Below are 11,807 nucleotides of genomic sequence, written 5' to 3'. Positions count from 1 at the left end.
GGATAAATGGTCTCACCAATGTAGTCAGGCGAGCCGGTATGCCGAATCACGGCACAACGCCCCGCTGGGATGACCCGTTCGTGCACGCCGAAATCATTGGGCTGTACAGCCTCGTCCATCTCGCCACACACGGCAAAGCGAAAGGCGTGGGCGGGGGTGGTGTCGGGGTTGTCGTAGGGGATGCCGAAGGTGCGGCTGGTCGCGACGGGCGATTGGCCGCTGTGCATGCGCCATTGGCGAAAGCGCGCAACGCTTTCGCCGACCAGGCTTGGCGCCCCTCGGTGTTCAAGCGCGGCCACGCGGGTTTCGGCGAAATCCACGATACGGATCTGCATGGTGATACTCCTGGTTAAGTGAGGCACAACGAACACCGCACTCCAGGCCTGCCAGTTCGGGGCCTTGGCAAAAACGCTCGGCGCCATGCCGAAGGCACGCTTGAACGCCCTGGAAAAGGCTTCGGGGCTTTCGAAGCCGGCGCCGAATGCGGCTTCCAGTACGGGCGTTGTGGGCGAGGCGACCAGTTGATGCGCCGCACGTCGAAGCCTCATCAGTTGCACATACCGTGTAACCGGAACGCCCATGTATGCCGTGAATTGCCGATGAAAGTGAAACGGCGAGAAGTTGGCGATGCGGCTCAGGGCATTCACCGACAGGTCGCCTTCAAGGTGGCTGTCGATATAGGCAAGCACGGCTTCGAACCGTTTTGCGTAGGTCGGGTTGTGCTGTGAGTCAGTCAACGAGCGGAATCTCCGGAAGGTGCGGTGAGCGCTAGCATCCGTTGTTCAGGCATCCAGGTGCCTAGCCGTGATTGCTCAATCGGGAATACGTTTGACCATGCCGTGGAGGGCGCCCGTGTTCGTGGGTTTAACGCAATGCCGATCCGTTAGGCAAGTTGGGCCGCAACGCGGCCCCTGGAGCGCTGGCTGACAGGTGGGTCAATCCACTCGCACGAACTCGTTCTTGGCCATGTCACTGCCGCCAACGGCCTCCAGACGCTTGCCGCCGTCCAGTACGCGCACGTTGATAAGTGCAAGCCCGTCCTTGTTGCGCGCAGTGACCACATCGTCCTTGCGCTCCCACTCTTCAACCTTGACCTTGCTGCCGTTGGCGATGATGTAGTCCTTGGAGAACTCCCATTTCTGCTTGGGGCTTTTGAAACCCATTACAGTGGTGGTCGCTTCGTAAGTCCCTTCCAGGGCGTCGTTGCCGCAGCCGGCCAGAACAAAGAATGGCAACGCCGCGAGCACGTATTTGAAGGTACGCATGAGATTTCCTTATCGGTTTGGTTGTGATCAAGAGGCATCATGAAGACGCCGGTCCATGGGCATCCGCACGGGGTGTGGGGTGCCCGGCGGGACTATACAGACCGGGCTCAATCGCCAAAGTTGCACGCACACGGGCAATTGCTATCGCGCGTTTGGCATCGCCCTGGCAGTGCAGCCGTGAGTTTCAGTCAGCGCTACAGGCTGTGTACCAAGGCGCAGCAGAGTCGACATGAAGGTGTTTCTGCTTCTTGGGCAGAAACGGTGTATCAAGCGTGCCCAGCGCGATTGAAACCCAATCGGCAAACTCACCCTGGGAACGTGACCAGAACAGGCTAGAGCCGCACTCGGCGCAAAACTCGCGCACTACGGTGGGTGAGGAGGCAAAGGCCTTGAGGCTGGCAGCGCCGCGCAGTATTCGCAGCCCGCTGCGTGGAACACTGCCGTATGAGGCGAAGGCGGCCCCGTGGCTTTTGCGGCACTGGCTGCAGTGGCAATGGCTTACTGCTTTGGGTGGGGTAAGTAGCAGGTAACTGACCGCTGCACACAGGCAGCTTCCTTGATAGGCCTCTTTCACTGGCGCTTCCGTGCAGGTGGAAAGCGCCAGCGTAACTGCCCCGGCTTGATCCGTCGACTGGCCAGGGCGGCCTGTTGGCCGCTTTTCAGTGCTGCGCGCTATCCACCGCGATGCTTTCACCGGAAACGTCGGCATGCCTGGCACTGCGATCGGCAATGGCGTAATGAATCAACCCGCCCAAACCGGCGCCGAAGAACCACGAGAACTGCGACAGCGTGTCGAACGCCGGCACCAGCGCCAGCACGATGGCGATCAGCGCAGCGGGAATGAACGCCGCTACGGCGCGCAGGTTGACCCCGCCCTTGTAGTGGTAGGCGGCCTCGGTGCTTTCGCTGTACAGCTGCGGCAGGTTCACGCGGCTGCGACGCACCAGGTAGTAGTCGGTGACGATGATGCCGTACAGCGGGCCGAGCAGGGCGCCCAGGCCGCCGAGGAAATACACGATCACCGACGGGCTGTTGTACAGGTGCCAAGGCAGAATCACCACCGCGATGCCGGCGCTGAGCAGGCCCGCGCGGCGGAAGCTCAGCAGGTTCGGGGCCAGGTTGGCGAGCACGTAGGCCGGGGCGACGAAGTTGGCCATGATGTTCACCGCCACGGTGACGATCAGGAAGGCCAGGCAGGCCAGCACCAGGCCGGCGGTGTTGGGGATGGCGGCGACGATTTCGGTAGGGCCCTGCACCAGCTTGCCGTCGATGCTGAACTGCGCACCGGCGAGTACCACGGCAATCAGCGCGAAGCCGAGCATGTTCACGGGCAGGCCCCAGAAGTTGCCCACGCTGATGGTGCGCCGGTCTGGGCAGTTGCGGGTGAAGTCGCAGAAGTTGAGGATCATGGTGCCGTACAGCGAGACCCACAGGGCGGCGGCACCGAGCACTTTCAACCACATTGTCGAGCCGGTCGGTGCGTTGCCGCTGGACCAGGCAATCGACAAGCCACTGCGCCAGTACATCCAGCCCGCCAGGCAGGCGAATGCGACCAGGATGATCGGCCCGGTGATGGACTCGAAGCGGCGGACCATTTCCATGCCGTAGGCGAAGATCGCCACCTGCACGCACCAGATGCCGAGGAAGGTGACCCAACCCAGTGTCGACAGGCCAAGGATTGCGTTCTGATCGTAGGCCTTGAGGTCTGGCACGATGGCGGTGAGCAACACGCGCAGCACGACCGAGGCGAGGTACGTCTGGATACCGAACCAGGCAATGGCGATCACCGCGCGGATCAGGGCCGGGATCTGTGCACCGTGGATGCCGAAGCTGATCCGGCACAGGACGGGGTAGGGCAGGCCGGTTTTCTGGCCCATGTAGCCAGACAGGTTCATCAGGCCGTAGATCACCAGTGCGCCGAGGGCGAAGGCGCCAAGGATTTGCGCGCCGCTCATGCCCAGGGCGAACAGGCCGATGGCGAAGGAGTAGTTGGCGATGTTGTGCACATCGTTGGTCCACAGCGCAAACAGGCTGTAGCGCCCCCAGGTGCGATTTGCCGTGCGGGTTGGCGCGAGGTCGGCGCTGTACAGGCGCGGGCTCAATGCCAGTTGAACGGGCTCGGCCGTTTCGACGGGTATCGCGTCAAGGTGGCCAACATCGGAACGTGAAATCGACGCCATCGGAACTCCATGATGGTTGTGTACTTTTATTGTTTGACTTGTATACAAACAAGATTCGTACCAACCCGCAGGTTTCATCGAGTTTGCCGTTTCCGCGCCGTTTTGCTGCCTTTTGTCGTGATGAACCGGGCCTTGAAGTGGGAAGTTCGTGCACATTCTTGGGCGCAGTTGTTACCACCCGCGCAGGTTGGTGCTGTGAACGGCTGGCTTTGCGGGGAATGTTCCGACTAAGCTGGGGGCAGGGTTCTAACGGGGGCTATTCGATGTTGCATGTACCGCTCGGACTGGGTCTGTTACTGGCCGTCGCCTTGGTTGAAGCGGCCCCCCTGCAGGTCCCCACCCCGGCCCAACTCAGGAGCCAGCTCGACAGCCTCAAACCTGGGCAGTTTCTCTGGTACCCGCAGGTCTCGCCGGTGGGGCCGGTGACTGTCGTGGTCAGCCTTACCGAGCAACGTGCCTATGTGTACCGCAACGGCATCGCCATCGGCGTCAGCACCGTGAGCAGCGGCAAGCCAGGCCGCGAAACCCCCACCGGGGTATTCAGCATTCTGCAGAAAAAGGTCGAGCATAAATCCAGCCTCTACAACAGCGCGCCGATGCCTTACATGGAGCGCCTGACCTGGGACGGCATTGCCCTGCACGCTGGCCACCTGCCGGGGTACCCCGCCTCGCATGGTTGCGTGCGGCTGCCCATGGACTTTGCCAAAAAGCTGTACGAAGTGACCGGTTTCAGTTCGACCACGGTCATCGTTTCCGACACCCACAGTGCACCGGTGGAGGTCTACCACCCCGGGGTGCTGGCGCCCACGGTCAGCGAGGGTAAAGCCCAAGGCCCGTTGGTCTTGAGCAATCAACAGTTCTGGAACGACCCCGACCCGACGGCAGGGCCGCTGTCGATCCTGATCAGCCGCGCCGACTTGCGCGCCTATGTGTTTCGCGGTGGCCAACTGGTCGGCTCGGCACCGGCACTTTCGCTTGATAGCAACCAGCATCGCAGCGGCATGGCGGTGTATTCCCTGCTGCAAAAGCCATCCGCCCCGGCACTCGATGGCGCGCTACCTTTGCATTGGTCGGTGGTGGGCCTGAGCAACCCGGAGTACGGGAACACGCCTTATGAACAATTGGGCCAATTGAGCATCAGCCCGGAATTCCGCCGCCATTTGCGGGCGGCGATGGACGTTGGCACGATGCTGGTGATCACCGACTGGGCGTCCACCCGGGATACCCGCAGCAATGGACAATTCACGGTAATCAGCACCGAAGGCAGTGAAGATGTTAAACCATTGGTCAAGAAATGATCGGCAATGCCGGAGGAATCAAGCAAAGTAGCCGCTTTTGGCTGCAATCGGGGCAACAACGGTCACGTTTTCATCAAGGTAATCCATGTCGATCTTCAAACCATTGCGGGGAGCCGCGCGGCTCTCGTTGGCCAGTATTGGCCTGTTTTTCCTCGGCGCCTGGCAAGCCGCCCACGCGCAACCGCTGCCGAGTGCCGCCGAGCTGCAGCAGTTGGCCCCGAGCGCCAGCCTGTCGACCCTGGCCCTGGCACTCACCGCCTACGCATGCGCCAGTCACAGCGACGCGGACAAGTTGCTGACGGTGATCGACTACTCCAAGGCCTCGCGTGACAAACGCTTGTGGGTGTTCGACCTGCGTGCCAGGAAGCTGTTGTTCGAGGAATGGGTCGCCCATGGCAAGAACAGCGGCGCCGATGTACCGACTGCGTTTTCCAACGCACCGAACAGCTACCAGTCGTCTATCGGCTTGTATGAGACCGGCCAGACTTACAGTGGCAAGCACGGCCGCTCGCTGCGCCTGCAGGGGCTGGAGCCGGGGTTCAATGACAACAGCATGTCGCGGGCGATTGTGATGCATGCCGCCGCATATGCCGACCCCAAGGTGGTGCCGGGCCTCGGTCGTTTGGGGCGCAGCCAGGGGTGCCCGGCTGTTCGGCCGGCCATTGCCGGCAAGCTGATCGAGACGCTGCAACGCGGTAGCTATGTGTTCGCCTATTACCCGCAGCAGGACTGGCTGAAAACATCGCGTTTTCTTAACGCCCAGAGCTGCCCGCTGGCTAATCAGTCGATTGCCAGCAAGTAGGGGAAGTGGCGGGCCAACCCTGTCCGTCCAGCGGAAGAGCTGCATGAGCCCCTAAACGCTACGCGTCACACCTCCATCAACCCTGATGTTCTGCCCCGTGATGTAGGCCGCGCCGTCGCTGGCAAGAAACGCAATGGTGGCGGCGATTTCCTCGCTGGTGCCATAGCGCTTGAGCGGCACGCTGTCGCGGCGTTGTTCGGTGGCCGGCAGGCTGTCGATCCAGCCGGGCAGGACATTGTTGATCCGTACGTTATCCCCGGCGAAGTTGTCGGCGAAGATCTTGGTAAATGCGGCCAGGCCCGAGCGGAAAACAGCAGACGTCGGGAACAGCTCGCTCGGCTCGAACGCCCAGGCGGTGGAAATGTTGATGATCACGCCGCCCTTCTGGCGCTGCATGAAAGGCGTTACCAGACGCGTCGGGCGAATGACATTGAGCAGGTAGGTGTCCATGCCCTTGTGCCAGTCCTCGTCGCTGATCTCCAGGATCGGCGCGCGCGGCCCATGGCCGGCGCTATTGACCAGCACGTCGATACGGCCCCATTTTTCCACCACGGCGTCGACCAGGCGTTGCAGGTCTTCGACCGACTGGTTGCTGCCGGTTACACCAATGCCGCCAAGCTCGGCAGCCAGCGCTTCACCTTTGCCCGATGAAGAAAGGATGCCAACCTTGAACCCCTCAGCGGCCAGGCGGCGTGCTGCTGCAGCGCCCATGCCGCTACCGCCGGCGGTAATAATCGCAACTTTTTCTACTGACATGCTGCCTCCAGAACTGAAACGGCTGATTGGTTAGGTGCACTCACCTTAGCAGTAGCCTTAGGGGCGAGGGAGACAGGCAAGCTTTACCTTGACAGTAGATTAACTATTGTCAGCCTGCTGCTTGAGCCAGTGTTGAACCACGTCAAGCGACTCAGGCTGCTGCAGCTTGCGGGGCCACACCAGGTAGAACGACTTGTCCAGCCGCAGCGGCTGATCGAAGACCTGAATCAGCCTGCCTGCGGCAATGTCGTCACTGACGAATGCCAGGCTGGCCAACGCAATGCCCTGACCACTGATGGCGGCATCAATAGCCAATGAAGTCTGGTTGAACCGCAGGTTTCTGGCGGTCGGTTGGGCGTGGTGCGGGAACACGGCTGCAAGGTACCGGGGCCAGAAGTCATGGGCATCGTGAAGCATGATGAAGGCTTGCAGCTGTTCGAAGCAGGTGGGGATGTGGGTGCCCTCGAACAACGCTGGGCTGGCCACGGCGACGATGTACTGTTCCATCAACAGTTCGCTGTTCAACCCCGCGCCAATTTCGGGCTTGCCATAGCGCACCGCGATATCCACGCCGTCGGTACTGAAGTGAGACAGCCGATCGGTGGCCAGCACTCGCAGATCGATGTCCGGGTGGCTTTGCGCAAAGTTGCCGAGCCTGGGAATAAGCCATTTCGAGGCAAAGGTGGGGGTAACGCTGACCGTCAGGTGAGACGTCTGCGGGCGCAACAGGCGGGTTGCCTCATCGATCATCGCCAAGGCACTGCGAATGCTGCCGCTATAGCCCAGGCCCGCATCGGTCAGTGCCAGGCCCCGGGGCAGGCGCTCGAACAAACGAAGGTTCAGGCTCGCTTCCAGCCCGCGTATTTGCTGAGCAACGGCGGCCTGGGTAACACCCAGCTCCTCGGCAGCCAAGCGGAAGTTGAGGTGGCGGGCAACCACTTCAAACACACGTAGCGCGTTGAGTGAGGGTAAGTCAGGGAAACCGTTTGGCATGACGATGGGGGCCCGGGCTGCAAAGATTCAACGCCGAGGCTACTCCCTGAGCACCATTAAAGAAACCCACGCCACCGCAGCCAATCCAGCGCTGTTTCGCTTAAGCCACGTCGTTGTCGGTTACACATTTGCATCTCTGTGCTTGACGCGTGAAATTTTTCATGTAATTTTTCATGAAAAATAACTCTAAAAATTTCACGGCAGTCCGAAACGATGAAGATGCACGAAGAGGTTGAAGCCCTCGCGATCCTTATTCACGACCTGCGCAAATTCAAGAACCTGACCCTGGGTGAGCTGGCCGAGCGCATCAACCGCTCGGTCGGGTTCCTTTCCCAGGTCGAACGCGGTGTTTCGCGCCCGACCGTGGCCGACCTCACCGCCATCAGCGAAGCGCTCGGCGTGTCGACCGCGTACTTCTACAACCTGAGCAAGCCCCGCAGCATCGGCTGGGTCACGCGCCCCCACGAGCGGCGCACGCTGTACCTGGAGTCGGGCATCACCGATGTGCTGGCGTCGCCCACCATCGCCGGTGCCTTCTCCCTGCTCGACAGTCATCTCGAGCCCGGCGCCACCAGTGGCGAGGCGTACCTGAGTGACCGCTCCGAGCAGGGCTGCTTCGTGCTCGAAGGCGAACTCACGGTATGGCTGGACCAAGGCGAGGCCGTGACCCTTCAGGCCAATGACTGTTTCCAGCTGCAACCCCACGCGCAGTTCCGTTACGCCAACCTGACGGCAAAGCCCACCCGCGTGCTCTGGGTCTTCAATTGAATTCGTTCAACTCACAAGGATAAGAAGATGAGTGTCATCTTTCCGGATCTGCTGACTGAAGTGCGCGCGTTTCGAGCGCAGCACCCGGCCATACGTTATGTCGACCTGATTGCGCTGGATATCCCCGGGCACTTTTACGGCAAGCGTTACCCCATGGACATGCTGGAAAAGGTCGCCGCCGGCGCGCCGCTGAAGCTGCCACAGAACTGCGTGCTGCTCGGCACCCAGGGTGGGCTCTACCCGATTGGTGACTACTGCTTCGCCGACGGCGACCCGGACGCCGCCCGGCGCCTGGTACCAGGCACCCTGAAACCGGTGCGCTGGGAAAAGGAAGTGATCGCCCAGATGCTGATTACCTCCGACGGCACCGCCCAGCCGATCGAGTTCGAGCCCCGCGAGGTGCTGGCCCGCGTTATCGAACGCCTGGCCAAGCGTGGCATTCGCCCGGTGGTGGCGTTCGAGCTGGAGTTCTACCTGTTCGACCGCCAGCTGGATAACGGCCTGCCGCAGTACCCACGCGACACGGCGACCGGGGATGAAGACGACCAGCCGAACATGCACATCGAGCGGCTGTCGCGCTTCTCGTCAGTGCTGCACGAAATGGTGGATGGCGCCAATGAGCAGGGTGTGCCAGCGAACGTCATCACGGCGGAACTGGGCCCAGGCCAGTTCGAGATAAACTTCTCCCACAGCGACGATGCCCTGAGCGCGGCGGACTGGTCGGCGCTGTTCTGCCGCAGCACCCGGGGTATCGCGATGAAGCACGGCTACCGTGCCAGCTTCATGAGCAAGCCCTACCTGGATGCGCCAGGCAGCGGCATGCATGTGCACGTCAGCCTGTACGACAGCGCTGGCAATAACATCCTTGCCGGTGCCGAACAGCGCAAGCTGCGCCATGCGGTAGCCGGGTGCCTGGAGTTGCTGCCGCACTGCATGCCGATCTTCGCCCCTAACCACAATGCTTATCGCCGCTATGGCGCCATGGTCAACGCGGCGAGCAAGGCCAGCTGGGGCTTCGAAGACCGTGATGCGTGCATTCGCATCCCCGAGTCCGACCCGCGCAACCTGCGCATCGAACACCGCCTCGCGGGTGCCGATGCCAACCCGTACCTGGTGCTGGCGGCCATCCTGACCGGCATGGAGCACGGCCTGGACCGCGGCGTTGAGCCCATCGCCCCGCTGAACGACAACCGCCAGAGCGGCATCGACTTCCCCAAGGATGCCCTCAGCGCCCTAGCCGCCATGCGTCACCACCCGGTAGTCAACCAGGGTTTGGGCAGTGAGTTCGTGATGGTGTATTGCGAAAACAAATACCAGGAGCAACTGGACTTCATGCGCCACATCGATGCCCGCGAATACCGCTGGTTCCTGTAGCTGGCGCCGTTCGTACAGCGACGCCTTTCCAACGTTCAAACACCACGCGCAATACCGATTTGCCGGAGGAAGATATGCCACGTGTGCCCGTTATTGGCATTACCGCATGCACCAGCATGATTGAGCAGCATGCCACCCAGACCATCGCCGAGAAGTATGCACGCGCGGCGGCCAAGGCGGCGTGTGGCTTGCCCATCGTGATACCCAGCCTCGGTGAGCTGGTGGACAGCGCCGATATTCTCGACGTGGTGGACGGGCTGATCTTCACCGGCTCGCCGTCCAACATCGAGCCGTTTCACTACAACGGCCCGGCCAGTGCCGAGGGCACCCATCACGACCCGCTGCGTGATGCCACCACGTTGCCGCTGATGCGTGCGGCTATCGCTGCCGGTGTGCCGGTACTCGGCATTTGCCGTGGCTTTCAGGAAATGAACGTGGCACTGGGCGGCACCCTGCACCAGAAGGTGCACGAGGCCGGGGTGTTCATGGACCACCGTGAAGGCAAGGGCGAGCCCATCGAAAAGCAGTATGGCCCGCGCCACACCATGCATGTAGAGCCTGGTGGCCTGCTCGACCGCATGGGTTTGCCGGCGATCTTCGACGTCAATTCCATCCATGGTCAGGGCATCGATGTACTGGCCCCGGGGCTGAGGGTGGAAGCGCTGGCACCCGATGGCCTGGTGGAAGCGATTTCGGTCGAGAACGGCAAGGGCTTTGCCCTTGCGGTGCAATGGCACCCTGAGTTCCAGGTCATGGACAACCCGCACTACCTGACCCTCTTCCAGTCCTTCGGCAAGGCCTGCCGGCAGCGCTCGGTATTGCGCCAGAAGCTGTTGCTGTCTGCCTGAAGCGACCTTTCCCAACTAGAAAAAGTACCTGCGCAGCCTCGCTGCGCAACGCGATGGAGCGAAAGCAATGAGTGAACAGAATCCGCAAACCCTGGCCTGGCAGGCCATGAGCCGCGACCACCACCTGGCGCCGTTCAGCGATGTGCAGCAACTGGCCGAGAAAGGCCCGCGCATCATCACCTCGGCCAAGGGCGTGTACCTGTGGGACAGCGAAGGCAACAAGATTCTCGATGGCATGGCCGGCCTGTGGTGCGTGGCGGTTGGCTATGGTCGCGATGAGCTGGCCGAAGTCGCCAGCCAGCAGATGAAGCAACTGCCTTACTACAACCTGTTCTTCCAGACCGCTCACCCGCCTGCGCTGGAGCTGGCCAAGGCGATCGCCGATGTGGCCCCGCAAGGCATGAACCATGTGTTCTTCACGGGTTCCGGCTCCGAAGGCAACGACACCGTGCTGCGCATGGTCCGCCATTACTGGGCGCTGAAGGGCCAGAAGAACAAGAAGGTGATCATTGGTCGCATCAACGGTTACCACGGCTCTACCGTGGCGGGCGCAGCCTTGGGCGGCATGAGCGGCATGCACCAGCAGGGCGGGGTGATCCCGGATATCGTGCACATTGCGCAGCCTTACTGGTTCGGGGAAGGCGGCGACATGACCGAGGCCGAATTCGGCGTGTGGGCGGCTGAGCAGCTGGAGAAGAAAATCCTTGAAGTCGGCGAAGACAACGTCGCTGCCTTCATCGCCGAGCCGATCCAGGGCGCCGGTGGCGTGATCATTCCGCCACAGACCTACTGGCCGAAGGTGAAGGAGATCCTCGCCAAGTACGACATCCTGTTCGTCGCCGACGAAGTGATTTGCGGCTTCGGGCGTACCGGTGAGTGGTTCGGTACCGACTACTACGGCCTCAAACCCGACCTGATGACCATCGCCAAGGGCCTGACCTCTGGCTACATCCCCATGGGCGGGGTGATCGTGCGTGACGAAGTGGCCCAGGTACTCAGCGAAGGTGGCGACTTCAACCACGGTTTCACCTATTCCGGCCACCCGGTGGCGGCGGCGGTGGGCCTGGAGAACCTGCGCATCCTGCGTGACGAGCAGATCATCCAGCAAGTGCACGATAAAACCGCGCCGTACCTGCAACAACGCCTGCGCGAGCTGGCCGACCATCCGCTGGTAGGCGAAGTGCGTGGCCTGGGCATGCTCGGTGCGATCGAGCTGGTGAAAGACAAGGCCACCCGCGCCCGTTACGAAGGCAAGGGCGTGGGCATGATCTGCCGCCAGCACTGCTTCGACAACGGCCTGATCATGCGCGCCGTGGGCGACACCATGATCATCGCGCCACCGCTGGTGATCAGCCTTGAGGAGATTGACGAACTGGTGGAAAAGGCCCGCAAGTGCTTGGACCTGACGTACGAGGCTGTTCGCTAAGCGGCCGTTGGCTGCACCGGGGTCGCAAGGCGGCCCCGGTTTGCCCGGCTGGCAAGACGTACACCTGTGAAGCATTTTGCTTTGCGAGTCGGATCAT

Annotated in this window: 12 protein-coding genes; 6 read left to right on the top strand and 6 right to left on the bottom strand. The window is 61.7% G+C overall.

Going from position 1 to position 11,807, the window contains the following annotated elements; genetic code table 11:
- From ACF8MI_RS09500 to ACF8MI_RS09485, 4 genes are all read right to left on the bottom strand, one after another.
- A partial coding sequence (locus tag ACF8MI_RS09500; protein WP_392517473.1) for a GyrI-like domain-containing protein occupies positions 1–737 on the bottom strand: 737 nt, incomplete at its 3' end.
- A gap of 198 nt (positions 738–935) precedes the next feature.
- Positions 936–1,265: a hypothetical protein gene (locus ACF8MI_RS09495; protein WP_198750014.1), complete on the bottom strand. Its 330-nt coding sequence runs from the start codon at positions 1,263–1,265 to the stop codon at positions 936–938.
- A gap of 184 nt (positions 1,266–1,449) precedes the next feature.
- Positions 1,450–1,839, bottom strand: a complete 390-nt coding sequence (locus ACF8MI_RS09490; RefSeq protein WP_081735858.1) for a GFA family protein — start codon at positions 1,837–1,839, stop codon at positions 1,450–1,452.
- Positions 1,840–1,924: 85 nt separating this feature from the next.
- Positions 1,925–3,445 carry an NCS1 family nucleobase:cation symporter-1 gene (locus tag ACF8MI_RS09485; protein WP_200929232.1) on the bottom strand — a complete coding sequence of 507 codons (1,521 nt, stop codon included), beginning with the start codon at positions 3,443–3,445 and terminating at the stop codon, positions 1,925–1,927.
- 263 nt (positions 3,446–3,708) lie between these two features.
- On the opposite strand from ACF8MI_RS09485, the gene ACF8MI_RS09480 reads away from it, so the two are divergent.
- The gene (locus ACF8MI_RS09480) at positions 3,709–4,743 is read left to right on the top strand and encodes a L,D-transpeptidase (RefSeq protein WP_200929233.1); all 1,035 of its coding nucleotides are present in this window, start codon (positions 3,709–3,711) and stop codon (positions 4,741–4,743) included.
- An 85-nt stretch (positions 4,744–4,828) separates the two neighbouring features.
- Complete coding sequence (locus tag ACF8MI_RS09475) at positions 4,829–5,545, top strand: murein L,D-transpeptidase catalytic domain family protein (RefSeq protein ID WP_060500446.1); 717 nt, start codon at positions 4,829–4,831, stop codon at positions 5,543–5,545.
- A gap of 51 nt (positions 5,546–5,596) precedes the next feature.
- Here the strand turns inward: ACF8MI_RS09475 and ACF8MI_RS09470 are convergent, their stop codons facing one another.
- Positions 5,597–6,301 (bottom strand): SDR family oxidoreductase, encoded by a 705-nt coding sequence (locus ACF8MI_RS09470; RefSeq protein WP_060500448.1) that lies wholly within the window; start codon positions 6,299–6,301, stop codon positions 5,597–5,599.
- Positions 6,302–6,400: 99 nt separating this feature from the next.
- Positions 6,401–7,294: a LysR substrate-binding domain-containing protein gene (locus ACF8MI_RS09465; protein ID WP_060500451.1), complete on the bottom strand. Its 894-nt coding sequence runs from the start codon at positions 7,292–7,294 to the stop codon at positions 6,401–6,403.
- Between the two features lie 213 nt (positions 7,295–7,507).
- Between ACF8MI_RS09465 and ACF8MI_RS09460 the strand changes: the two genes are divergently transcribed.
- The 4 genes from ACF8MI_RS09460 to ACF8MI_RS09445 all read left to right on the top strand — a co-directional run bounded on the left by ACF8MI_RS09460 (position 7,508) and on the right by ACF8MI_RS09445 (position 11,710).
- Entirely contained in the window at positions 7,508–8,062 is a 555-nt protein-coding gene (locus tag ACF8MI_RS09460) for a helix-turn-helix domain-containing protein (RefSeq protein WP_060500453.1), read from the top strand.
- 27 nt (positions 8,063–8,089) lie between these two features.
- Positions 8,090–9,436: a glutamine synthetase family protein gene (locus tag ACF8MI_RS09455; RefSeq protein WP_104835218.1), complete on the top strand. Its 1,347-nt coding sequence runs from the start codon at positions 8,090–8,092 to the stop codon at positions 9,434–9,436.
- Positions 9,437–9,510: 74 nt separating this feature from the next.
- A complete protein-coding gene (locus ACF8MI_RS09450; protein WP_200929234.1) occupies positions 9,511–10,284 on the top strand; it encodes a gamma-glutamyl-gamma-aminobutyrate hydrolase family protein in 774 nt (257 codons plus the stop codon).
- A 67-nt stretch (positions 10,285–10,351) separates the two neighbouring features.
- Positions 10,352–11,710, top strand: coding sequence for an aspartate aminotransferase family protein (locus ACF8MI_RS09445; protein WP_060500459.1), 1,359 nt, complete (start codon positions 10,352–10,354; stop codon positions 11,708–11,710).
- The last annotated feature ends 97 nt before the right edge of the window (positions 11,711–11,807 follow it).

The sequence above is a fragment of the Pseudomonas sp. yb_9 genome, assembly GCF_043103635.1.
GTDB classification, from domain to species: domain Bacteria; phylum Pseudomonadota; class Gammaproteobacteria; order Pseudomonadales; family Pseudomonadaceae; genus Aquipseudomonas; species Aquipseudomonas monteilii.
Note: the sequence above shows the minus strand (reverse complement) of the source record. Positions and strands in the feature narration are given on the sequence as shown.